Origin of the sequence: Coprococcus eutactus, assembly GCF_025149915.1 — a bacterium.
Taxonomy (GTDB): Bacteria; Bacillota; Clostridia; order Lachnospirales; family Lachnospiraceae; genus Coprococcus; species Coprococcus eutactus.
This window is the reverse complement of sequence record NZ_CP102278.1, coordinates 291,266-316,529: the sequence shown is the minus strand read 5'-3', so window position 1 is coordinate 316,529 and position 25,264 is coordinate 291,266. Positions and strand designations below refer to the sequence as shown.

General features: G+C 44.4%; 23 protein-coding genes. 2 read left to right on the top strand and 21 right to left on the bottom strand.

Going from position 1 to position 25,264, the window contains the following annotated elements; all coding sequences use genetic code 11:
• Window positions 1-48 precede the first annotated feature (48 nt).
• The 12 genes from hydG to NQ536_RS01225 form a co-directional block, all read right to left on the bottom strand.
• On the bottom strand, window positions 49-1,467 hold the full coding sequence (hydG, locus tag NQ536_RS01280) for a [FeFe] hydrogenase H-cluster radical SAM maturase HydG (protein ID WP_044998196.1): 1,419 nt from the start codon (window positions 1,465-1,467) through the stop codon (window positions 49-51).
• 126 nt (window positions 1,468-1,593) lie between these two features.
• The gene (locus NQ536_RS01275; RefSeq protein WP_004851988.1) at window positions 1,594-2,292 is read right to left on the bottom strand and encodes a hypothetical protein; all 699 of its coding nucleotides are present in this window, start codon (window positions 2,290-2,292) and stop codon (window positions 1,594-1,596) included.
• 216 nt (window positions 2,293-2,508) lie between these two features.
• On the bottom strand, window positions 2,509-3,234 hold the full coding sequence (locus NQ536_RS01270; RefSeq protein ID WP_044998118.1) for a lysophospholipid acyltransferase family protein: 726 nt from the start codon (window positions 3,232-3,234) through the stop codon (window positions 2,509-2,511).
• Window positions 3,235-3,633: 399 nt separating this feature from the next.
• Window positions 3,634-4,038 carry an ATP synthase F1 subunit epsilon gene (gene atpC / locus NQ536_RS01265; RefSeq protein WP_004851992.1) on the bottom strand — a complete coding sequence of 135 codons (405 nt, stop codon included), beginning with the start codon at window positions 4,036-4,038 and terminating at the stop codon, window positions 3,634-3,636.
• 53 nt (window positions 4,039-4,091) lie between these two features.
• On the bottom strand, window positions 4,092-5,480 hold the full coding sequence (gene atpD, locus NQ536_RS01260; protein ID WP_022059289.1) for a F0F1 ATP synthase subunit beta: 1,389 nt from the start codon (window positions 5,478-5,480) through the stop codon (window positions 4,092-4,094).
• Between the two features lie 251 nt (window positions 5,481-5,731).
• On the bottom strand, window positions 5,732-6,616 hold the full coding sequence (gene atpG, locus NQ536_RS01255; RefSeq protein WP_004851994.1) for an ATP synthase F1 subunit gamma: 885 nt from the start codon (window positions 6,614-6,616) through the stop codon (window positions 5,732-5,734).
• A gap of 41 nt (window positions 6,617-6,657) precedes the next feature.
• Entirely contained in the window at window positions 6,658-8,160 is a 1,503-nt protein-coding gene (gene atpA / locus NQ536_RS01250) for a F0F1 ATP synthase subunit alpha (protein ID WP_004851996.1), read from the bottom strand.
• A gap of 4 nt (window positions 8,161-8,164) precedes the next feature.
• Entirely contained in the window at window positions 8,165-8,680 is a 516-nt protein-coding gene (atpH, locus tag NQ536_RS01245) for an ATP synthase F1 subunit delta (RefSeq protein WP_004851998.1), read from the bottom strand.
• A complete protein-coding gene (gene atpF, locus NQ536_RS01240) occupies window positions 8,661-9,176 on the bottom strand; it encodes a F0F1 ATP synthase subunit B (RefSeq protein ID WP_004851999.1) in 516 nt (171 codons plus the stop codon). The genes atpH and atpF overlap by 20 nt, the downstream gene beginning before the upstream one ends.
• Before the next feature lie 121 nt (window positions 9,177-9,297).
• Window positions 9,298-9,522, bottom strand: coding sequence for an ATP synthase F0 subunit C (gene atpE, locus NQ536_RS01235; RefSeq protein ID WP_004852001.1), 225 nt, complete (start codon window positions 9,520-9,522; stop codon window positions 9,298-9,300).
• Between the two features lie 44 nt (window positions 9,523-9,566).
• Window positions 9,567-10,196 (bottom strand): F0F1 ATP synthase subunit A, encoded by a 630-nt coding sequence (locus tag NQ536_RS01230; RefSeq protein WP_233419710.1) that lies wholly within the window; start codon window positions 10,194-10,196, stop codon window positions 9,567-9,569.
• Between the two features lie 100 nt (window positions 10,197-10,296).
• Window positions 10,297-10,770 carry an HAD domain-containing protein gene (locus NQ536_RS01225; protein WP_022059290.1) on the bottom strand — a complete coding sequence of 158 codons (474 nt, stop codon included), beginning with the start codon at window positions 10,768-10,770 and terminating at the stop codon, window positions 10,297-10,299.
• An 845-nt stretch (window positions 10,771-11,615) separates the two neighbouring features.
• Here NQ536_RS01225 and NQ536_RS01220 point away from each other — a divergent pair.
• The gene (locus tag NQ536_RS01220) at window positions 11,616-12,359 is read left to right on the top strand and encodes an XRE family transcriptional regulator (RefSeq protein ID WP_022059291.1); all 744 of its coding nucleotides are present in this window, start codon (window positions 11,616-11,618) and stop codon (window positions 12,357-12,359) included.
• A gap of 176 nt (window positions 12,360-12,535) precedes the next feature.
• Here NQ536_RS01220 and NQ536_RS01215 read toward each other — a convergent pair whose 3' ends face one another.
• The 8 genes from NQ536_RS01215 to NQ536_RS01180 form a co-directional block, all read right to left on the bottom strand.
• Entirely contained in the window at window positions 12,536-13,429 is an 894-nt protein-coding gene (locus NQ536_RS01215; RefSeq protein WP_004852010.1) for a hypothetical protein, read from the bottom strand.
• Window positions 13,430-13,454: 25 nt separating this feature from the next.
• Complete coding sequence (fabF, locus tag NQ536_RS01210) at window positions 13,455-14,690, bottom strand: beta-ketoacyl-ACP synthase II (RefSeq protein ID WP_044998120.1); 1,236 nt, start codon at window positions 14,688-14,690, stop codon at window positions 13,455-13,457.
• Window positions 14,691-14,913: 223 nt separating this feature from the next.
• The gene (locus NQ536_RS01205) at window positions 14,914-16,164 is read right to left on the bottom strand and encodes a glycoside hydrolase family 3 protein (RefSeq protein WP_004852015.1); all 1,251 of its coding nucleotides are present in this window, start codon (window positions 16,162-16,164) and stop codon (window positions 14,914-14,916) included.
• Window positions 16,165-16,329: 165 nt separating this feature from the next.
• Entirely contained in the window at window positions 16,330-17,070 is a 741-nt protein-coding gene (gene fabG / locus NQ536_RS01200; RefSeq protein WP_004852016.1) for a 3-oxoacyl-[acyl-carrier-protein] reductase, read from the bottom strand.
• Window positions 17,063-17,986 (bottom strand): ACP S-malonyltransferase, encoded by a 924-nt coding sequence (fabD, locus tag NQ536_RS01195; protein ID WP_004852018.1) that lies wholly within the window; start codon window positions 17,984-17,986, stop codon window positions 17,063-17,065. The genes fabG and fabD overlap by 8 nt, the downstream gene beginning before the upstream one ends.
• Before the next feature lie 525 nt (window positions 17,987-18,511).
• A complete protein-coding gene (gene acpP, locus NQ536_RS01190; RefSeq protein WP_004852019.1) occupies window positions 18,512-18,745 on the bottom strand; it encodes an acyl carrier protein in 234 nt (77 codons plus the stop codon).
• A gap of 93 nt (window positions 18,746-18,838) precedes the next feature.
• Window positions 18,839-21,214 carry a hypothetical protein gene (locus NQ536_RS01185; RefSeq protein WP_004852021.1) on the bottom strand — a complete coding sequence of 792 codons (2,376 nt, stop codon included), beginning with the start codon at window positions 21,212-21,214 and terminating at the stop codon, window positions 18,839-18,841.
• Window positions 21,215-21,275: 61 nt separating this feature from the next.
• The gene (locus tag NQ536_RS01180) at window positions 21,276-23,384 is read right to left on the bottom strand and encodes an efflux RND transporter permease subunit (RefSeq protein ID WP_044998198.1); all 2,109 of its coding nucleotides are present in this window, start codon (window positions 23,382-23,384) and stop codon (window positions 21,276-21,278) included.
• Window positions 23,385-23,603: 219 nt separating this feature from the next.
• On the opposite strand from NQ536_RS01180, the gene NQ536_RS01175 reads away from it, so the two are divergent.
• Complete coding sequence (locus NQ536_RS01175; protein ID WP_004852025.1) at window positions 23,604-24,236, top strand: TetR/AcrR family transcriptional regulator; 633 nt, start codon at window positions 23,604-23,606, stop codon at window positions 24,234-24,236.
• 401 nt (window positions 24,237-24,637) lie between these two features.
• On the opposite strand, the gene NQ536_RS01170 is transcribed toward NQ536_RS01175, so the two are convergent.
• Window positions 24,638-25,183, bottom strand: coding sequence for a metallophosphoesterase family protein (locus NQ536_RS01170; RefSeq protein ID WP_004852029.1), 546 nt, complete (start codon window positions 25,181-25,183; stop codon window positions 24,638-24,640).
• Window positions 25,184-25,264 lie beyond the last annotated feature (81 nt).

Here is a 25,264-nt window from a genome sequence, read left to right as displayed (position 1 = left end):
TCTGAACATCACGTACATCACACACATATGTGGGTGTCCACATCCATGTTAGAACCTGAAATCTCTGTCCCCATGTTTTATCCTGTCAAGTCTCTCAACCACTATCTGTCTGACCTTTTCATTTGGAATGTTCTTAAGCTCGTCCTGTATAAGCCTCCGTCCAAGCTCCGCAGTCTCAGGTGATGCGTAATCCACCAGATATTCCTCCAACGTCATAAGAGCATTTGGATGGCAACAGTTCTGTATCTGACCACTCTTGCAAAGGCTCATGAACCTGTCTCCGGTTCTTCCCTCCCTGTAGCATGCCGTACAAAACGATGGGATATACCCCTTCGTCATAAGCCAGTTCACGACCTGATCCAAGGTTCTTGTATCGCTGACATCAAACTGCTCCGACTTCTCATCCTCCGGCTCCGGCTCATAATAGCCACCCACGCTGGTCTTGGAGCCTCCGCTTATCTGTGACACGCCAAGTCTTATGATCTCATCCCTCACCTTGGGATTCTCTCTCGTAGAAATGATCATGCCCGTGTACGGAACTGCTATCCTGATGCACGCCGCGATCTTACAGAAAATATCATCACTTATTCCATTGTCAAACGCATCCGGATCGATGTCATCCGCCTTCTTTACTCTTGGAACACTTATGGTGTGTGGTCCGACGCCGTGAACTGCCTCAAGATGCTCTGCATGCATGAGAAGTCCGGCAAATTCATATCTGTACTTGTCCAGACCAAAGAGCACACCCAATCCAACATCGTCTATTCCGCCCTCCATGGCACGGTCCATAGCCTCTGTATGATAAGCATAGTCATGCTTCGGTCCGTACGGATGAAGCTTTTCATAAGCATCCTTATCGTATGTCTCCTGGAACAATATATATGTTCCTATGCCTGCCTCATGGAGTTTTCTGTAATTCTCCACTGTGGTGGCAGCTATATTCACATTTACTCGCCTTATGGCACCGTTCTTGTGTCTGATGCTGTAAATGGTGTCTATACACTCAAGAATGTACTCTATTGGATTCATCTGAGGATCCTCACCTGCCTCTATGGCAAGTCTCTTGTGTCCCATATCCTGTAATGCAATTACCTCTCGTCTCACCTCATCCTGTGAGAGCTTCTTTCTGGCAATATGCTTGTTCTTAATGTGATACGGACAATATACACAGCCATTTACACAGTAATTCGACAGATATAGCGGCGCAAACATGACTATCCTGTTGCCATAGAAATCCTTCTTTATCTGTTCAGCCAGATCACAGATCTCTGCTGTTTTGTCTGGCATCTCACATGCGAGGAGCACCGATGCCTCCCTGTGTGTCAGCCCCTTCCTGAGCTTTGCCTTCTCTATTATAGAGTCTATGAGCTCCACATTGTCCTTGTTCCTGTCCGCATAATCAAGAGTCTCCCTGATCTCTGCGTCATCTATGAAGTCCTCCGCCTTCATGGATCTCACATCATACATTCCTTCTGCCTTCTTTCTCATATACTGTATGCTCTTCCAATCAAATGCACACTGTACATATATCTAAACTAGTAAAAGTCCTCATTCTGTCTATTCCGTATCCACGGTCTCATCCGCATCATATGACTATTCTGTGTCCCCTTCATCCGGCTGTGCTGTATCTTCTGCTGTATCCACACCATCCGACTCCGATGTCTGTTCTTCTCCCACAGCCTCCGGCGAGCCGATTCCACTTATCTCGTCTGGAAGCAGCACATAATCTACAAACCAGCCATCATCACACTTAAGTATGGCCTCCTGAATGTGGATCGTCACCTCATCGCCATTTTCATTTGTCACTATCCAGTCGGCATCAACAGTCCTGTACTGCGATACCTTCCTGACTCCATTATCCTCAAATGCCTGCTGAAGATCCTCAACATTGCTTACCGCCTGCATATCGGTTACCTTGCACTCTATCTTGTCGATCTCTCCGATCTTCTCATCCACATAGGTTCTGAACTTGCCTATATATATATCCTGGATGTCGCTGACAGAGAGCACCTTGGACTTACTCTCATACTTCTCAATGTAACCCGGCGCGATATGATCTGCCATTTCGCTGCCATCGCCAAATGCGTATATTCTGGCAGTTTCCTTTGTGAGCTTGTCCGCCTGATAAGAAAATCTGTAATATATCACATAAAACACCGTGAACGTCACCACGATTGCCACGGCAAGCACAACTATCAGCTTCTTTAAAAATCTGTTTCTCTTTTCCTGTTCTTTCTCTGACGCCCCCTGTCTGTCGGCATCTTTAATCTTCTCTTTATTACTTTGTCCCATATCTCCAATTCCAATCCTTTTTAATCATAAAATGTCTTTCTATATTGTATTCACCTGATTTGATATAGTCAAGTGAAGTTACCTACATAAAAATCCTACAAAAAAGACAGACCATAGCAATTATATGATCTGTCTTCTCTCGTTATATTCAATATATCAAAATATCAAATCTCTTCCGTCACCATCGTATATCTGTCCTTCATTCCGGCTATCTGTTTACCAACAGTTCATGGTCTCCATGGTATCAAGCTTCTTTTGGATCCTGTCCACGACCATATCCCTTATCTCTGTTGTGGTCTTGTCCGCTATCGCCTCATAGGGAATAGGCTCGAGAAATGCCAGCTGGGTCGTCACCTTTCTGTGCGACCATCCCTCAAATGGCTTAAACGAGTCATAGAGCACAACGGGAACTATCGGGCACTTTGCCTTCTTAGCTATCTTGAAGCTTCCCGGCATAAACTCCTTTAACTCGTTATGGCTGTGATCGTAACCGCCCTCTGGAAACAGTATATATCTCCTACCTGCCTTTATCTCCGTTGACACATCATTTATGACCTTTACCTGCTGCTTGATGTCCTCCTTGTCAAGTCTCTGTGCCTTGAGTAGTTCTGTGAGCTGATTCGCTATGAACAGCTTAGATCTCTTGGCATCCATAACATACGTGATCGGCTTGTCATGGGAAACTATGACTCCCAGAACATCATACTTACCCTGATGGTTGGCATACATTATGTACCCGCCCTCCTTCGGAAGGTTCTCCATACCCGTTGCCACCGTCTTGATAAATGCGCGATGTCTCACATGATTACACATAACCTGGGCCATCTGATAGCATATGTCCTCACTATATTTCTCCGGGTGTCTTGCATAATACGACATCTTTGGCACATAGTACATGATCAGAAAAATGCACGAAACTATTACCCAAATAAATCTTAACATAAATACCTCAAATACCTTTTAACTCAAAAATGTGTGCACATACATGCACACGTACTCTTTTTCATAAATTTACCATATACTATCTTAATATTTTCTCAACAAAGATAAAAGTTGTCAAGTAACATTTTTTTCATTGTGTCAGATTGAACTTTTAGGTAAATGATGAGCTTTTATCAATAATCTACCACATATAAAAAGACAGTGTCTCACTGGATCACACCAATGTGGACACTGCCTTTTTAGGGTGGCGAAGTCCCGCGCTGACGCGCTCTGCCTTCGTCCCACTGACGCGCTCTGTGTTCGGCTTCCGCCGAACGACTTCTCGTTGTAGGCGCAAGGGAAAATCAAATGGTCATGCTCGTTTCACTTCGCATAACCGCTTGTTTTCCCTTTTGCGCACTACACCTTTTCTGTTACCTTGAGCCTCGTGAGAGCACGCGCAAGGGATGCCTCGCTCTGCTTGTATTCTTTCAGACTCTCTTTCTGTCTGAGTCTCTCTTCCGCTCTGATCTTCGCCTCATTGGCTCTGACTCTGTCGATATCCTCCGGTTTCTCTGCGGAATCCACGATAAGGACAACTCGGTTATTTACTATCTGAACAAAGCCTTCGCCCACAACACCTATGACCTGCTCACCTTTACTGGTGGTGATCCTGATCTCTCCTATGCTGGTAGCTATGACCATATTCTCATGATGTGCAAGAACCGCTTTCTCTCCATCTTCAAGTGGAAGAACTATTTTCTCTGCCCGGCCGTCGAAGAATATCTTATTGCTGGAAATAACTCTCAGATAAAATGTATTCATCTATGCACTTCCTTTTCTGATATCTGTTGATGTCTGCTGATATCCTCTGATATTTACTGGCCCTTCTCGGCCTTTTCCTTTACTTCCTCTATAGTACCCACATTGAAGAATGCCCACTCTGGATACTCATCCATCTCACCGTCAACTATCATCTTAAAGCCCTTGATAGTATCTTTAAGACTTACATACTTTCCAGGTATACCCGTAAAGTTCTCAGCTACATGGAATGGCTGTGACAGGAATTTTTGAACCTTTCTGGCTCTTGTAACTGTGAGCTTATCCTCATCTGACAGCTCCTCCATACCGAGGATCGCTATGATATCCTGCAGCTCCTTGTACTTCTGAAGGATCTCCTGCACACGTCTTGCAACTTCGTAATGCTCCTCGCCGACTATATCAGCCTCAAGGATTCTTGAGCTTGACTCCAGCGGATCTACTGCCGGATAGATACCCTGCTCAACGATCTTTCTTGAAAGAACTGTATTTGCATCCAGATGTGCAAATGTTGTGGCTGGGGCAGGATCTGTAAGGTCATCGGCCGGCACATATACGGCCTGAACTGATGTGACTGAACCCTCCTTGGTAGAAGCGATTCGCTCCTGAAGCTCACCCATCTCATTTGCAAGTGTTGGCTGATAACCAACGGCTGATGGCATACGTCCGAGAAGTGATGAAACCTCTGAACCTGCCTGTGTAAATCTGAATATATTGTCAATGAACAACAGCACATCCTGATGATTTACATCACGGAAATACTCTGCCATAGTAAGTCCTGTCTCTGCAACTCTCATTCTGGCTCCAGGTGGTTCATTCATCTGTCCGAACACCAGGGCGGTCTTGTCTATAACGCCTGACTCGCTCATCTCTGTCCACAGATCATTACCCTCTCTTGAACGCTCTCCAACTCCGGTGAATATGGAATATCCACCATGTACAGATGCTATGTTCTGTATAAGCTCCTGAATAAGGACTGTCTTACCAACTCCGGCACCACCGAACAGACCGATCTTACCACCCTTTGAGTAAGGTGCAAGAAGATCTATAACCTTGATACCTGTCTCAAGTATCTCGATGACCGGGCTCTGATTCTCGAATGTTGGCGGCTCTCTGTGGATTACCCAGTGTTCTGTATCCGAGAGATCCTCCTTGCCATCTATTGTCTCACCAAGCACATTGAACAGACGTCCAAGTGTCTGATTTCCTACAGGAACCTTGATTCCAGATCCGGTTGCAACGACTTCCATATCTCTTGAAAGTCCCTCGCTGGCGGACAACATGATACATCTTACTGTATTGTTGCCTACATGCTGTGCTACTTCCATAACACATTTTTTCCCATGATTATCTACTTCAAGAGCATCCTTGATGTATGGCAGATCGTTGTCTGGAAATTCTACATCTACGACAGGTCCCATGACCTGTACTATCTTACCATTTTTCAAAACATCAGACCTCCTTCTTAATTTTTCTCTTTGAAGGTGTATGCGAAACCTTTAAGCATCACTGTTCCTGAGGTATTTGTATTGCCAATCCGGGGTCGCTCCCGCTCATTTCGGTCTGCAACGGTCCTTAGGTGCCGCATAACGCGCGCCACCTAAGGACCGGCGACCTCAAATTCCCCTGCTTGGCAACACAAACACCTCATCCGCACTCAAGTTTACGAGTTTCGCATCCACCTATCTACATATATAAATTAACTTCTATCTTTTTGAGCTCTGGCGCCACCGGCGATCTCGGTGATCTCCTGGGTTATGGCTGCCTGCCTTGCTCTGTTGTATTTGATATTGAGATCATCTAGCATCTCCTTGGCACTCTTTGTGGCTGAGTCCATCGCCATCATTCGGCTGTTCTGCTCACTGCAGAAGGACTCTACCAAAGCACCGTATATATATCCCATGACGCAGTTTGGCACGATTCGGTCAAGCACCGCCTTAGGTGAAGGCTCCATGGTGATCTCCTCGTGGAACACATCCGCAGGAACGCCTGCGAAGTCAGTTCTCTTCATAGGGAGAAGCTGTATCATCTGTGGCTCCACGACCACACTGCTCTTCATGTTGGTATATATGATGTATACTTCATCTATATCGCCGTTCTCATAGTTTTCAAGCATCTTGTCCGCTATGACTCTGGCTCTGTGAAGACTAGGATTCTGCGCTGTATACTGGAAATGTATATCTATAGGCACTCCCTTCTTGGCGAAGTAGTGTCTTCCAACCTGGCCGACTACATACAGCTCACTGTTCGGGTGGGCTGCAAGCTCCTGCTCAGCTATTTTGATTACATTGTGGTTGTAAGCTCCTGCCATACCTTTATCGGCGGTGATCACAAGATATCCACGTCTTCTGTCCTCTTCCTTGATTCCCTCTCTACTGTCGAAGTACAAGTGCTCCATCTCAGGAACATGTCTGAGCATTCTGGCAAGGGCAACCTGAAGTGTGTAGAAATACGGCTCCGTATTCTCAAGATCTGTCCTGGCCTTTTTCAGCTTGGAAGATGAGATCATATACATTGCATTGGTGATCTTCTGAGTATCCTTGATACTCTTTATTCTATTCTGGATTTCTTTGGTATTTGCCAATCAAATCACCTCTCAACGAATCTTCTAATTTCTTCTGAAATCTATCTCTCGATAAACTCCTTAGCAGCTGCGACTATCTTGTCCTTCAGCTCATCAGTAAGCACCTGCTTCTCCTCGATCTCATCCACGATATCCTTGTGGGCACTGTGGAAGAACTCAAGCATCTCAAGTTTCTTCTTCTTGATCTCCGAAACCTCTACTGGAAGGAATACTTTATTTGTAGCTGCTACCAGGATGATAACCTCCTCTGCCATTGACAGCGGATTGCACAGAGGCTGCTTTAAAAGCTCCATAAGTCCCTTGCCGTACTGCAGCTGTTCCTTGGTGTTCTCATCCAGATCTGAACTGAACTGTGTGAACACCTCCATCTCTCTGTACTGTGCCAGATCGATACGGATACTTCCTGCGGCCTTCTTCATCGCTTTCGTCTGCGCTGCACCACCAACTCGTGATACCGACAGACCAACGTTGACAGCAGGTCTCATACCTGAGAAGAACAGATCGCTCTCGAGGAATATCTGTCCATCTGTGATAGATATGACATTTGTAGGTATATAAGCAGATACATCACCTGCCTGTGTCTCGATAATAGGAAGTGCTGTGATGGAACCTCCGCCCAGCTCATCCTTAAGCTTACTTGATCTCTCAAGAAGTCTTGAATGGAGATAGAATACATCTCCAGGATATGCTTCACGTCCTGGTGAACGTCCGAGAAGCAGTGACAATGTTCTGTAAGCAACTGCGTGCTTTGACAGATCATCGTACACGATCAGCACATCCTTGCCCTTATGCATGAAATACTCCGCGATCGCTGTGCCTGAATAAGGCGCGATATACTGAAGTGGTGCTGAATCACTTGCTGTAGATGCAACGACTATCGTGTAGTCCATCGCATCGTATTTATTCAGGTTGTTTACAACCTTTGCTATGGTTGAAGCCTTCTGGCCTATAGCCACATATACACAGATGACATCCTTACCCTTCTGATTCAAAATGGTATCTATCGCTATGGATGTCTTACCTGTCTGTCTGTCTCCTATGATCAGCTCTCTCTGTCCTCTACCTATAGGGAACATGGCATCTATTGAGAGGATTCCTGTCTGAAGTGGCTGGTTGACCGACTTACGATCAACTATGCTTGGTGCCGGATTCTCAATAGGGCGATAATCAGTTGTCTCTATGCTGCCCTTTCCATCTATAGGTGCTCCAAGAGCATCAACTATACGTCCGACAAATGCATCGCCTACAGGGATACCTGCACGCTTGCCTGTTCTGCTGACCTTTGTTCCTTCCTTGATTCCTGTATCACGACCGAACAGAATACATCCTATCTCTGTTCTTCTGATATCCTGAACCATACCTTTGACGCCATTCTCAAAGACGACGATCTCTCCGTACATGGCATTGTCTATACCGTATACGGTTACAATTCCATCACCTACATAGATGACCTTGCCGACTTCTTTGTCCCTGGAGTCAAAATCATAATTCTCTATCTCTTCTTTGAGTATAGAAATAATATCCTCTGAACTAATTGAACTCAATTTATCACCTCATAACCAGTTTCTGTCTAAGGGATTTGTACCTGCCCAGAATGCTTCTGTCGTACTCACGGTCTCCCGTTCTTATGACAAATCCACCTATCAATTCTTTTTTCTCCACCATGGAAAGCTGTACCGCCTTGCTTCCATACTCTTTCATAAGGAAGTCCTCGATACCTGCTTTCTGCTTATCAGTTGGCGGTGTGACATAATAGAGAGTTGCCGAAAGGATATCCTGCTGCTCTCTGGCATACTTCTCATACTCGTCAAATATATCATTTATCATGTCAAATCCATCATTGTCACACAGAGTTTTCATAAAATTGACAAGTTCCTTACTGCCAAATCTGTCAAATACTCTGTCAATGACTTTGCGCTTTTCTGCATGCTCTACCACCGGACTTGCCAGCGCATCTGCCAACTCCAGATTTTCATCCACCAGCGCTTTTATCTCCTCCACCATGTCCTGACTGATTCCAAGCTGATAGAGGACAATTCCGTAATTAATTGCCTTCTGCGTCACCTGAATCACCTGCTTTATTCACTTCATTTAAAAAGTCATCATACATGGCTGAACCTGCTGATGCCGCATCACCTTCACCGCCCACTATCTTGCCGGCTGCTGCCATTGCAAGCTCTGCGATCTGTGACTGCATATCAGAAAGTGCCTTGTTCTGCTTGATCTCTATGGTCTTCTCCGCATCCTTTATCATCTTGACTGACTTTGCATCAGCCTGATCTATAATACGGCTATACTCATTCTTGGCCTCCACACGGGATTTCTCTCGAAGTTCTCTGCACTCTGCATCAACCCCTGCAAGGGTATCCTCATACTGTGCCTTGAGCTTCATCGCTTCAGCCTTCTGATTGTTGGCATCCGATATATTGCCAGCGATCATATCTTCTCTCTTCTTGATGACATCGTTGATCGGTCCAATCAAGAACTTCTTCAAAAGAAGAAACAGAACTATTAAGTTGATAATGGTGAATGCTATTGTAGAAAATTCTATATCAATCATATAGCCACTCCTATCTTTCTGTTTCTGTTATCTGCATATACAGATGAATCTGCATCTCTTCTGCAACTCCAGATTTCTATTAGATATTTATATCAAAATATCCATCTGACCTAAAATCTGATTATTTAAGAAGAATGATTGCAAGAAGTCCGATAACGAAACCGTAGATAGCTGTTGCCTCTGCAAGGGCACAACCGATGATAAGAAGCTTTGTGATCTTTCCGTCTGCCTCCGGCTGTCTTGCTACAGCCTCAACTGCCTTTGATGTTGCAAGGCCGATTCCAAGTCCTGCTCCAAGTCCTACTAATGCTGCTATACCTGCTCCAATTGCTAATAATCCGTTCATATCATTTTCTCCTTCTTATTTTCATTTTAAACTTCAAATAATCTTTACTCCATCGCTTCCTGCATGTAAAGCGTAGTCAGGAAAGTAAATACAAATGCCTGCAAGAATCCATCAAAGAAATCAAAATACAGGCTGAGTGGGATAGGGACAATGAGTGGAACTACTGCCTCTATCAGTTTCATAATGACGAATGCTCCGAGAACATTACCAAATAGTCGCATACACAGCGACAGCGGCTTGATGACAAGCTCAAGCACATTAAGCGGTGCAACTATTGCTACCGGCTCTGCAAAGCTCTTGACCCAGCCCTTTGTTCCCTTTCCTCTTATTCCTGCCACCTGCACGAGAACTATACTCATGATGGCAAGCGAGGCTGTCACATTCAAATCCTTTGTCGGTGGTTTAAATCCAAACACACCCATGATGTTGGCCATACCAATGTACAGAATAACCGTTATCAGATATGGAACATACTTCATTCCAGCCTCTCCGATAACACCTTTGAACAGATTGTTAAAGGTCGTTATTATGGTCTCCAGCACAAGCTGTTTCTTGCCAGGGTTCTCAACCTTGAGATTCCTTACAAGTATGATAGATAACAACACAAGTACCGCCATAATGATCCATGTTACCACCACGGACTCTGTTACCGGTATCCCACCAAATATTGGTATTGTAAATACTGTTTTGCATTGGAGTTCATTGGATAACTCTTCTGCCAGATCCGTAAGACATCACTTCCTTTCGCACTGTTTATTATATGTCATGATGCCGTTATCCATTTATTATGGAAACAGCATTCCTGGCATCTGCCTCAGTCAACCCCACAAGTACATTCTCCGTATTGATCCAATGAGAATCAAGACCATGAATCTCCCAGTCCATATCCATGTCATCCAATATGACATATCCTTCCACGGAATTGGCGGTCACATACTCCTTGACCGCACATGCTCTGGTATAATTGCCATACTTGTTTCTAAGTTCATCCCCTGAAGGAGTTGCCCCATAAACTTCCAATCCAGCATCAGCAAGTCTGCCTATCAGTTCTCTTACATGTGCTTTACTGACATCCTTATCGATCACCTGTTTTCTCCAGTCACTGGTCATAACCAGCTTAGCCTGTGTGGCATCAACTATCATTTTAAGATTCGCCACATTCTTTGGATTTATAAACTCCCCTTGTTTATCACACAGGAATTTTTCTGAATTCAGTACGCCGTCTACATCAAAAAATACTACATTCATACGGTCATAATCCCCTATTTTTTTATTTACGAGCTCTCTCGCTCCTTGCTTGCGTATTTTAGCACCATTCAAAACAAATTTAAAGTCATTTATTTGCCCTTATAGTCATATTTTAATCATTTTTTATATTTGTATTGTTTTTTATAACAAAAACTTGTTTTTGTTACAGTTTTCGCAAGAAACCCGCATAAAACCTAGCGTATCACCAGTTTATACTTTTTTAATAATTTTAACATTTAGTTTATAATCAGCAAACTTCTGTCAATTCCATTCAAACCACTCTAAGCAACAGCATTAAATCTATACGCAACTGTGTTTTGTAACGCACCGTTTTTCTATTTCACTCAGAATTCAGCTTTATTTACTACAATATTTTCCCTATACCCAATCCCAAACACCCCCTGGGATAAGAAGCAAACCGAAGTGAGGGTAGTAGAGCGTGATACCACATATATAGCAGATGATTACTTGTTCCCGAAAAATACACAGCCGTCCCCAGCCCACGAAAAAAGACTATCTTCATATCGACGCCCAACGCTCGGTATGTGATAGCCTTGTTCCCTCTGCCGAAATCCGTCACCCCCATTGTGACAGATCGTTGTAGAAAATGACCCCCTTGTCATCTCTCGATGTAACAGATACTTCTATTATACCTATTTGCAAGACAAATGGAAGAGATGTTTCTACACCAGTGCGCACCGGCAATATGCGCGCTGGTGTAGTTTTTTACACTTTGATATGGACATTTGCATTTCTTCTATATATAATAGATATATCTGTTTGTATAATTTGCATATCTCAGTGCATTTTTACAAATTTTAGATTTTTTTATGAGGTGGGTATATATGGGAGATTATTACGATATAGGATACAGACTCAAAGATGTCATGGCTGAAAAAGGTGTAACTATCAGCCAACTTGCCGATATGACTGGCATTTCTGAGGATACGATAAAAGCAATCAGGAGCGGCAAGACCAAGAGTCCGGGAATACAGCTTATGATTTCTATTGCGGATGCACTAGGCTGCACCATGGACGGTTTTCTGCATCGCCAGAGTCTGACACACGAAGAGCTCTATCTTCTGAGCAAATTCAGGACTCTCAACATACATGGCAAGAACATGGTCATGCTCATGGCGGACTCTGAGGACCACATGCAGCGCCAGCTTCCAGGCAGGAATTCCACTGCCAGCACACGAAAGATACCATGTATCTCGTCAACTCACACGCTGGCTTCCAACACCGACTACTCTACACACGCAACAGAATTCATAGACATGCCTGCTGATTATTTTCCAACAGCAGATTATTGCCTGCGCCTCACCACTAACATGCTTCATCCTATATATATGAAGGATGACTTACTTGCAGTGGAGAAGGATTTTCCAAGATTGGGTGACATCGCAGTATTTCTCAACGAGGACGGCGTTGAGATGATCCGCAAGTACACCGAGCGCGACGGTTCACCATACCTTGAAGCTGTCAGCAGATGTGACAAATCCATTTATCTCACCAGCGACATCATATGCCTCGGAACTATCCTTGGCATAATCAGACTTCAGGACACCCGGATGCCGCCTATTTCTTAAAATATCCAACACAGTGCCAGCACATTGCTGCTAACGGCTGATCACGAATAAAAAAAACAAATGCCAGAAGGAACTGATCTCATAAGCTCTTACATATCAATCAGTCTCTTTTGGCATTTGTTCTTATTATTATAGTTTGTTACTATTATATTTCGTTACAGCTTCTAATAATCCGTTTATTTCTCAGCCGCACCTGTGATAAGCCAAGGTGATGGCTGTGTCACGAACATATTATCCTTATTTGTTTTGGATACGGATATCTGAATTGCCTCCATATTCTTTATCCCCAGCTTGTCAAATATAAGCTTTGCCTGGGCAAGTATACCAAGATCAAGAGTATATATGACGAACTGCATCTCCGGATTGATCTTCAAAAGTCTCTCCATATCAGACTCAAGATAATGGTTGGCAACTATAAACGCAAGCCTTGGAACAGGTATCGCTGCCAAGGTCTCCTCGCTCATATCTGGGATGATCTGGACATTATGTACGCCAAACTTGTCCACATTCTCTTCCATGGAACGTCTAGAGCCTTCATCCGGCTCCACTGCTATGATATTGCCCTCGCTGGCAACTATGGCAGCCTCTATGACAATACTCTCAGCCTGAAGTGCAAGGATCGTATCGTGTGTGTCAACGTCAAGCAGACTCATGATAACTGCACGTATCTCTTTGCCAACATAGTGAACCGTACCTGCTGAGAAGAAATCGTTTGCTATTCCATATCTTACAGACTCTCTGGTCTTTTCGTTCATGATAAATATAGCTGTTGGTCCTGTTATCTTTTTATTGAGCACCTTCTCTATCTTGTCGTGATGTACCTCGCCGCCAGGCTCAATTCCCTCGGCATACCACATGTCATACTCGCCAAATCCCTTCTCCCACAGTGTGTAGAGAAGATCCTCATGACTCTCATCGGCAAATATCAGTACCCTCTTGTGCGTGTCTATAGTTGGAACAACATTCTTCTGCTTTCCACATATATTCAGCATCTTTATCTTCTCAGGGCTGACCTTCATCATATCTGCAAAATATCCAAGCCAGCTGAGCATATTCTTGTTCTCATACATAACTGTAACCCTCCTTTTTGCTGTCCTATGCCTCAAACTTCTTTACAAGGATACTTGCGTTGTGTCCGCCAAATCCCAGTGAGTTGCTGAGTGCATATGTAATGTCCTTATGAACACCCTCACCCATTGTATAGTTAAGATCCATTTCACCCTCAGTCTCACGGAGACCAACTGTTGGATGGATGTATGAATCCTCTATGGACTTCACGCATGTGATGAACTCAACTGCACCGGCAGCTCCAAACAGATGTCCTATCATAGACTTTGTGGAATTGATATTCACATTGTATGCATCATCGCCCATAGCATACTTGATAGCTCTCGTCTCAAACAGATCATTGTGATGCGTGCTTGTTCCATGAGCATTGATATAGTCAACGTCAGCAGGTGAGATTCCTGCCTCTTCCATGGCAAGCTTCATGGCACGACCTGCGCCGCTTCCATCCTCCTTAGGGGATGTGATGTGATATGCGTCACATGTTGAGCCATAACCTACTACCTCAGCAAGTATCTGAGCACCTCTCGCCTGTGCATGCTCAAGGGATTCAAGTACTACCACGCCGGCACCCTCGGCAATTACAAATCCGCATCTATCCTTGTCAAATGGTATGGATGCTCTCATTGGATCCTCTGCGCTTGAAAGCGCTGTCATTGATATAAATCCTGATACATTTGTCTCGCAGATAGGTGACTCAGCGCCTCCGGCTACCATGACATCTGCCTCTCCTGCCTGTATATATCTGTATGCCTCTCCTATAGAGTTTGTTCCTGTAGCACAGGCTGTAACTATGTCTGTACATTTGCCCTCAAGACCAAACTGTATTGCAACATTACCCGCAGCCATGTTGGATATCATCATAGGAACCATCATTACACTGACCCTGTTCGCTTTGCCCTCTACGACCTTCTTGTGCTCCTTCTCTATGGTTGCCACACCGCCAAGTCCGTTTCCTATACATGTTCCTATCCTTGTTCTGTCTTCCTTCTCAAGGTCAAGACCTGCATCCTTGATCGCCTCGCCTGTAGCTGCTATGGCATACTGACAAAATGGCTCCATACGTCTTGCTGCCTTTGGATCCATGTACTGCTTTGGATCAAAGTTTTTCACCTCAGCGGCAAGCTTGCACTTGTAATCGCTGACATCAAACTTGGTGATCTCTCCGATTCCAACTGTATTCTTCTTTATATTCTCCCAGAACTCTTCTACACTGTTTCCTATAGGTGTAACTGCACCCATTCCTGTTACAACAACTCTCTTCATCTCATACCTCATATTTTCATATTTGCAACACAAAAGGACTGCCGGCAGCAGTCCTTTTGTCTATACGCCATCGAACATTGCCCGGTGGCCCGTATGCACTTCTTAGTACCTTCTGCGTCCCAGATATATAAATTTTACCACAATGTGATATATATAACAAGGATAAATAGTATTCAATACTATGTTCAATACTATGTTGGCGCGCTCCGAGACGATCCTCCAGCTACTCCAGAAGCCCCCGCTCAGCCTTGAGAGTGAGTATCCGCCGGACGCTCTCATCGATACGGGGCTCTGTGATATCGCCATTTTGAACTGCTGTCACGATGGCATTGACTGCAACCGCAAGATCCGCGGGCTGAAGCAGCATATCCATTCCGGCCTGAACTGCCATGACTGCCGAGTCCGCCACACCATAATTGTCTGCAATGGACTCCATCTCCATGGAATCCGTTATGGCTACGCCGTCAAATTTCATATCTCCGCGGAGCATTTCCGTGGCTATCTTATACGACAGTGTAGACGGAAGCTCATCTATATCAGGAACTATAAGATGACCGACCATGACCAGTTCTGCCCCCGCATCGATCCCGGTCCTAAACGGCTGCATCTCATCCGCCATTATCTGTGCCTTTGTCCTGTTGACATACGCGCTGCTGTAGTGTGAATCCTCCGCAGTGTCTCCATGTCCCGGAAAATGCTTGAGAGTGCATATCACGCCTCCATCTTGAAATCCCTTCACCGCACTTCCGACAAGCTCTGCAGCCTGGGCATAGTCATCACTGTATGCTCGGTCTCCGATCACCGTGTTGTCCGGGTTTGACCACACATCGGCAACCGGCGCAAAGTCCAGGTTGAACCCGAGTGCTGACATATCTGATGCTATGGTTTTTGCATTTTCAAATGCAGCATCCGGTCCATCATCCTTGTAATCATACATGGGGCCTATATACGTAGTCCCCAGTGTATCCATAATCCGGTTTACTCTGCCGCCCTCTTCATCGGTCGCAATAAACAAACCTATCTTACTGTAGCTTTGTGTGTTGGATATCATATCCCTGGTCTGATCCACATTGTCAAAGTTGTTGGCAAAGTAAATTATTCCCCCAACAGGGTAAGCCTGGAGTGCCTGTTTTGTAGCGTCACCAGCCACCATGACATCATCTGTACCTGTCAGTCCTTCAGGTGTGACAAACATCATCTGACACACCTTGTCGTGAAGACTCATCTCCGCCATGGTTTTATCGACCAGCTCAGAAACAGCATCCTCTGTGGTCTCTGTCGTATCGACTGGCTTTTTTTCAGTATTTACACTTTCTTTGGAACTTATTTCTGTAATCCCATGATCTCCGCCGGCTGCGTCCTGTACCTTTTTAGTCGAAACATCATCTCCTTCATCGTTTCCTAAAAGTAATATTCCAGTTATTCCACCTATTACACACACTAGCATCGCCAATACAGCAAATATCCTTTTCATCTTCTCACTCTCCGTTAGTCTAAAAAAATACAATAATTATATGATATATCATAGGCTCAACTTCATGGCAGGTTCCAGTGCCGTGCCAGAAAATATAAAAAATAAAACAGGGTATCATCGTTTTTGATTATACCCTGTTTTATTTTGTGTCATGGCCATTAAAGATTACAGACTCATGCCGCCATCGACCTTTATGACCTGGCCTGTTATGTATGATGCCTTGTCTGAAGCCAAAAATGCCGCTGTCTCAGCGATATCTGAAACCTCACCGAGTCTCTTGACTGTGATATGGTCAAGCATAGCCTCCTTTGCCTTGTCTGAGAGTGCATCTGTCATGTCTGTCTTGATAAATCCTGGTGCTATGGCATTTGCTGTGATTCCACGGCTTCCAAGCTCCTTTGCTATAGACTTGGTGATGCCGATCACGCCTGCCTTTGACGCTGCATAATTCACCTGACCTGCATTTCCCTCTATTCCGACTACTGATGACATGTTGATGATACGTCCATACTTCTGCTTCATCATGGTTCTGTACACATGCTTGATACAGTTGAATGTACCCTTGAGATTGATATTGATAACATCATCGAAATCAGCCTCCTTCATGCCAAGCACAAGGTTGTCTCTTGTGATTCCCGCATTGTTCACGAGAATGTCTATTCTTCCATATGTAGTGACTGCAAACTTCATGAGAGCCTCAGCCTCAGCGAAATCTGCCACATTTGCCTTGAAAGCCACTGCCTCTCCGCCTTCTGCCTTGATCTCCTCAACCAGGCTGTTTGCACGCTCCTCTGAGCCGTTGAAGTTTACTACTACCTTTGCGCCATATCCGGCAAATGTCTTTGCTATCTCACGTCCAATACCTCTTCCGGCACCTGTTACCACTGCTACCTTATCCTTAAGCATTCAGTTCCTCCAATTTCGCTAAATCGTCTACAGTTGCAATATTTATACTCTTTACCTCTCTGTTGATCTTCTTCATGAAGCCTGTGAGAGTCTTGCCCGGACCAACCTCGATAAATGTGTCAACGCCGTCAGCTATCATGTTCTCTATTGTCTGCTGCCATCTTACTGATGAGTACACCTGTCTCTTCAGGAGCTCCTTAACCTTTGCTGCGTCTGTGATTTTCTCCGCATCTGCGTTGCAGTAGTAAGGTGCAAAATCATCTGCTATTTTGATATCCTGAAGGAAGTCGTAAAGCTTCTCACCTGCTGGGACAAGCATCTGTGAGTGGAATGGACCGCTTACGTTGAGTGGGATAACTCTCTTGGCTCCAGCCTCAGCAAGTGCTGCTGATGCAGCCTTAACAGCCTCTGCCTCACCTGAGATAACTATCTGTCCAGGACAGTTGTAGTTTGCTATCTGTACCTTGCCAGGTGTGTTCTCACATATCTCAGCGATCTTGTCAGCGTCCATAGCTATGACTGCTGCCATTCCACCCATTCCAAGAGGTACTTCGTTCTGCATGAGGATACCTCTTCTTCTAACTGTCTTGATTCCGTCAGCGAGAGTCATCGCTCCTGCTGCAACAAGCGCGCTGTACTCTCCGAGTGAGAGTCCCGCAAATACATCAGCCTTGAGGCCTGCGTTCTTCAGGTGCTCATATATGGCAACCTCCGCTGCAACCATAGCCGGCTGTGTGTACTCTGTCTTGTTGATGTCGTCATTCTCCTCGAAACATGTCTTCTTGAGCTCTATATCCAGAACCTCATCCGCCTCGTCAAATACCTTCTTGCTGTCCTCAAAGTTGTCATAAAAATCCTTTGCCATGCCCACATACTGTGCGCCCTGGCCTGGGAATATAACTGCTGTCTTACCCATTCTTTTTACCGCCTTTATTATATTTTGTAATTGTTTTACATTCGTACATCATTGTGATCTGCCTGTACTGAATTGCACCAGTCTTTTTGTCCTGACATATTCTTAATACATGTCAGCCATCCCCTATTATAGAACAGGGTCCGGCAAATCGCAAGCGGATATATCCCGGCAGGACGCCAGGGTTATCCGCTGATTCCTGCCTTACGGTTTAGCATCTCACGAACCGGGGGACGGAGGTACCTGTCCCCTTTGCCATTATGGTAAATAAATGGGCATAAAAAAAGCACATGTGCATCACTGTACACACCTGCTATATTAACAATAGTGAAATATTATCCTTAAATCATCCCATAGCCTTGGATGGTCAGTCAGGACAGGCGTCCTGGCTGGCTACCAAAGTTATGTCATGTCCGATACATGACAACTTTGAATAACAATGTATTCAAAACAGTCCAATCTGTTCAGTTAGCAATATCTCCGAATGAGAACTACTCAAAATGTCTTAGTCGTACTATTATCTACTGATTACTCCTCAACACCCTTGCTCTTAAGGTAGTTAAGTACATCCTCAAATGTAGCTACATCATCGAGCTCCTCAGCAGGGATCTCAACATCGAACTCGTCCTCAAGCTTCATAACGATCTCATACAGATCAAGTGAATCTACACCAAGATCATCCTTGAAGTTTGTCTCAAGCTTCATCTCGTCCTGTGAAACTCCTAACTGCTCCTCGAATATTGCCTTAACCTTATCAAACATGTTCAAATTCCTCCTAAAATATAGTAAATGTTACCATTGCCCTCATGGACGCTTATACTATAACCTACGGTCACATTAAAGTCAACACAAAGATTATTTATCATCTGCCTTGATCGCTGCGGTCTCATATATAAACTTTACAGTACTCTTTGTTCCATCTATAGCACCGCCAAAGCTCGTGTATTTTGCATCATCTGAGAACAGTGCCTCGATGTAGTCTATATCTTCCTGATAGTTTCCTGCAAACAGCTTTGTGATCTTCTTGATACCGTCCTCGTTGAACTGCTTCATGCCATCACTGAGCGTCTTTGATCCGGATACAAGCTTATCTGCTCCACTGTCGAGTGTCTTTGAACCTGAGTTGAGCTGGTCTGCACCTTCACTGAGTGACTTTGCGCCATCAGCAATCTGCCCTGCGCTCGTATCAAGTGTGCTCGCAGCAGTCTTAAGTTCACCACTGCCTGTCGCAAGCGTCAAGCTTCCCTGATAGAGAGTGTTCATATTTTTCGATAATGATGCCGCTCCATCGCTCAGGCTCTTTGAACCATTCTTCAAGGCCTTTGCTCCGGCAGCAAGATCACCAGTTCCACTTGCCAAAGCCTTCACTCCTGTGTAAGCCTTGTCAACGCCTGCTGAAAGTGTTGCTGCACCGTCATTTGCAGACTTAAGTCCTGCCGAAAGTTCACCCATCTTGGTGTCAAGTGTTGCCGCTCCATCCTGCAATGACTTTATTTGGGTGGCTGTCTTTTCATCTGTGATTGTAGCTGTGAGAGATTCCCCTATCTGATCTATGGCATTGAGAGCACCCTTTGCCTGTGCAAGTCCATTGTACTGCTCTATCAGCTGCGCGTATGCGCCTTCCTGCTGAACATATGCATCATATGCCGCCTGGCCCATAGGAAGTGCCTGCTCTATCTGTGCCATTGCTGCATCTATTCCTGCCTCACTTGTTATATTTCCGCTAAGCTGGCTATATACATTTGCTTCTGCCTGAGTTACAACCTGTGTCGGCATTCCTTTCATCATTGTTATCAGAGTATCAACACCTGTCTTAATATCAGATGCACCCTTTGCAAGAGCCTGTGATCCATCGTATGCTGTCTTTACTCCAGATGCGAGTGAACTTGCGCCCTTTGACAGACCTACACTGTTGGAATCTCCGGCAAATCCAGCCTGAAGTTCCTTAACTCCTGAGTTAAGTGTATCTGCACCTGTCTGGAGTGTACCAATACTCGTATCCAGTGTCTTTGCTCCACTTGCAAGTGTCTTCGCACCATCGTTCAATGCTGCTGAACCTGTCTTTATAGAAGTGATACCTGCATCCAATGAATCCATGGCCGACGATATCTTTGAGGTTCCATCTGCGAGCTGGCTTGTGTAATCCTTGAGTGAAGCAGCACCATTTGCCAGTGTCTCCGCACCATTCTTGAGTGAATATGTTCCATCCTTGAGTGTCTCAAGTCCGTTTGTAATCTTTCCTGAGCCTTCCTCAAGCTGATCTGCTGAGCTTCCGAGCTTATCTGCACTGGATGAGAGATCGCTGATATCAGCCTTATCTTTTACCTCATCTATTGCATCCTCTGCATCTGAGTCAAGCAGATCGCTTGCTGCAACTGTCATTGTCATGGCAAGCTCAAAGTCTGTTACATCTGCGGAAACCTCAACGTAGTCAGGAACATCTATATTGTCTATAGCTGTCTGTATCTTGCTGTCATCTATTCCTTTCTGCAGGCACTGCTTAAATCCAGGCACCGCATATCCGACTACGATCTGGTTGCTTCCCTCTGAGATGACCTTTCCGTTCTCAACCTGTACATTTGAGAATTTGTCTACCGGAAGGATCATTCCTGAAAGCATTACAAATGGTGATATGACTTCGCTGTTCTTACTACCAGCCTTTACAGTCTGCTTAGTATTGTTTGTATAATCAAATCTGATCGTTACCTTACCGCTCTTGCCAGCCAGCTCTGAAGGCTCTATCTCCTCGCCGTCAAGTTTATATGTGATCTTCACATCAACAGGAAGCTTCTCACTTGACTTTCCCTGATAATAGATGTCTGATCCATTTGCCGCCCAGGTAATAGTTCCATCACCATTATCTTTATAGCCTTCATAACCCTTCACGTTCTCAATATCTGAAAGATTGGTCTTGTCGTTAAGCCCCTCTGAGCCATCGGCGTTCTTCAGCCATGTGGATACCGTGACATCATTTGCTGTACCATCTGCATCTGCGAGGACGTACACTGTCTCCTCCTTGTCAGCGTCATCTGAATCGTCTGCTGATATCTCAGCTGCAAGGGCATCCTGAAGTGTATCTGAATCGCTCTCTGTTGTAGCCTCTGCCTTGTCTGTAGTTGTACTGTCATTTGATGTATCTCCACATCCGGTCGTAAGTGTTGCCATCATTGCTGCTGACAGCGCAACACACATATATTTCTTCCACTTGATCATGTTATTACCTCTTTCCATAATATATGTGAGAATCCATGTAGCGGATTCTGCGTACTACGTTGTTTCTATATTAACCAGCTTATGCCTGAACTGTGTCCTTGCCGGCATCAGCAGATGGTCCATCGATCAGGTTCTTTCTGTATCTGAACATGATGATCTTATCGAAGAGCATCAGTGCTGATGGAAGCATCAGGATAACAGCACACATACTTATGAGTGCACCTCGTGCCATAAGTGTACACAGTGCACTGATCATGTCTATGTCTGAGAAAAGACCTACGCCAAATGTTGCAGCGAAGAACGAAAGCGCACTGACAACTATTGACTGTACTGACTCCTGACATGCAGTTGCAACCGCATCAAACTTTCTGTATCCGCCAAGTCTATTTCTCTTGTACTTGGTAGTCATCAGTATCGCGTAATCGACCGTAGCACCCAGCTGGATAGTTCCAATTACTATTGACGCTATGAATGGAAGCTCGGTTCCTGTAAAGCAAGGAATACCCATGTTGATAAATATCGCAAACTCTATGACGGCAACAAGCACTATTGGAAGTGATATTGAACCGAATACACAGAGTATGATGAGGAATATAGCACCGATTGAAACTGCACTTACTGAGGCGAAATCCTTATCTGTTATCCTGATAAGATCCTTTGTACAAGGTGCCTCACCGACAAGCATGTTTTTATCGTTGTATGAATCTATAGTCTTCTCTATCTCAGTACACTGGTTGTTGACCTCATCCGATGCAACCTCATACTCAGAACCAACAAGTATCAACTGCCACTCATCACTCTTAAGTGCCTCTGTCACCTCCGAAGGGATGAAGTTCGATGGGATTCCTGAACCGATGATGCTGTCAAGTCCAAGACAGAACTTTACACCATCTATATTCTCAATATCCGACATCATATTTCGTGTGTCCTTATCACTCTGATCATTTGTGACAAGTATCATATGTGTTGAATTCATATTGAATTCCTTAGCCAGCTCTGTGTTGGCCTGCACGCTCTCCAGGCTGTCCGGAAGCGATGAATCCAGCTTGTAATAAACCTTTGTATGATTGTATCCATATATTGCCGGGATCAGGATGATCACAAACAATACCAAGAATATCCTGTAGTGCTTAGCTATGAATTTTCCTACTCCCTTAAACTCAGGAAGTATTACCTTATGTGTTGTCTTTTCTATTGCCTTGTCAAACACAAGGATGAGAGATGGCAGTATCGTTACACAGGCGATAACTCCGAAAACAACACCCTTTGCCATGACGATACCAAGATCAAGTCCGAGTGTGAAGCTCATGAAACACAGTGCCACAAATCCAGCAACTGTTGTTATGGAGCTTCCCACAACAGATGATATAGTCTCAGCGATCGCATGCGCCATAGCTTCTTTCTTATCCGTATACTCCTTCTGCTGTGCCTTGTAGCTGTGCCACAGGAAGATCGAGTAATCCATTGTTACACCGAGCTGAAGTACCGCAGCCAGCGCCTTTGTTATGTAGGACACCTGACCCATAAATATATTTGAACCCAGGTTGTATGCGATCGCCATACCTATACTTGCCAGAAACAGTACCGGTATCATGATCGAATCCATGGTGATCGCAAGGATTATACTGCTGAGGATCACCGCTATCAGAACATATATTGGGGTTTCCTTCTCAGACAGCTTCTTTGTATCTACAACAACCGCTGACATACCAGAAAGAAAGCACTGCTTATCCGATATCTTTCGTATCTCCTCAATAGCATCCATAGTGCTATCAGCAGAAGTTGTATCATCAAATATGATCGCCATCATGGTGGCATCCTTGTCGTCATTGTTAAATGCGTTATACAGTTTTTCAGGAAGCATATCCTTAGGAACCGACAGATCAGCAAAGCTGTCGTACCAGATAACCTTTGACACATGGTCTACATTTTCAATCTTTGATTTCAGTGCGGATACTTCTTTATCCTCCATACCCTCCACAACGTACAGTGAAAAGGCTCCTGTACCAAACTGGTCAACCAGTATATCCTGACCTACCATTGTCTCGATATCCTTAGGAAGATATGACAGAATATCGTAGTTTACCTTGGTCTTGATATACCCGTATGCCGCTGGTATGAGAAGAATGAAGCCGAGGATCAGTATCACGACTCTCGCACTTACTATCTTTTCTCCTAGTTTTAACATAGCCATAACATCTCCTTTTTCTATTCTGTGGTGGATTATACAACCTGATTTTTTTTTAATAAACTACTCAAAATACGAAAACGTTTACATTTTGTTACAAATATGGTAATCTGTAACAAACGTATGAACACATATTCAAAATTGGAACATTTGGTCATACATCTGATAAACAGATTCACTTGGAACTGTCATATATAGACTAAAAAGGAGGTTTGGGAAGTGCCAAATCTAAGCGAAGAAAAGACAGAAGACAAAATTATCAGAAGCTTTAAAAAGCTTGTAAATGAGTATTCTTTCGAGAAAATTACAGTTACTATGATTGCTGAGGATGTGGGTATATCAAGACCTATCTTCTATAGATATTTCAAAGACAAATACGAACTGATGGACTATATGCTTTACAATGAAGTGACAAAGGAGCTTGAAGTCCTGCTGGAACACAACATGATCCTAGAAGCGATCAAGTACCTTTTCACCCACATTATCAATGAAGCAAAGCTTTACAGAAAGCTTTTCGAGACAACCGGACAGAACAGCTTTGAGCAGGTCATGATCGAGCAGTTCACTAGCTTCTTCAAGGAACACCTGAAGATATTCGACACCGATCAGATTCCATCCAACCCTATGCTGTCTCCTCTCATTATATGTAAGTATCTTGTCATGGGTCTCACCGTAGCCATCAAGGGTTACCTTAACAGCCCGGAGATCACGAACATCGATGTAGATCAAGCTGTGGAAGCTTACTACTTCCTGGTGTCCCACTCCATATTCGAACTCACCAAGGAGGACTTCAGGCCAAAGCTGTTCCAACCATCTGACAGGAACTACATTACGCTGCCGCCGAGGAATTAGTTGACGGACGCCCATAGGTGCTGACGGAAGGTTGTGCCCCTCCGAGGGAACAGAAAAAGCCGATGCAGCAGTGTCTGAAATCACGCTTGACCTCTTCCTGCTTCAGCATTTTCTATCTGCATGCGTCTCCGGCCTCGATAAGGGCTGTGAGGCCTGCGACTTAGCAAGAAAATGCTGATACAGAAAAGTCTGCGCTACCGATTTCTGGCACTGCTGCATCGGCTTTTTATTCTATTCCCCGGAGGTAATCTACTTTTTCGTTAACACCTATGGGCTGGTTTTTTATAGCATTAAATTGCACTATATGTCATTTATTATTTTCATAATTAGGAATGGCAACCTTTGAAAATCTGATTTACTGATTGCTGACATCTTTCTACATAGCATCAATTATCCACAGATTATCCTGACTGTAATCTGGCTTGATATATTTCGTTATTTCGGATGATCTCGTCGGCGGTGCATGGCATGTAGTTGTTGATCATGCAGCCTACATTGTAAGCACGTCCCTGACTGGTCATGAAGCTGTACACTTCGGGACTGCTCTTGTGGATGTGTCCATAGAAATGGTATGCCCCGCTTTTCTTCTTATTCCACTCAGCTATCGGGAAGTGACACATGACTATCAGCTTGCCTCTGTCGCTCACATAGTCCATCTTCTGTATATCGTCGAAGTAGGACTGCAGCTTCTCACTTCCCATTATTACCTGATCATGATTGCCAATAATGAGGTGTTTGCGTCCTTTAAGTCTTGCAAGGATCGGCTCCGGATCTTTTAATTTAAAGCAGAAATCCCCGAGAATATACACTGTATCATTCTTTCCTACCCTGCTGTTCCAGTTATGTATCATTCCATCAGCCATATCATCCACATCTGTAAATGGTCTCTCATCAAATTTTATAGCATTTGCATGTCCAAAATGAAGATCGGACGTATAAAATATCATACAATACCACCTCTCGTTCCTACTCAACGTACAATGAAACTGTATACAGAAGCCCGAATAATTATCTATGTCAGGCTGCTG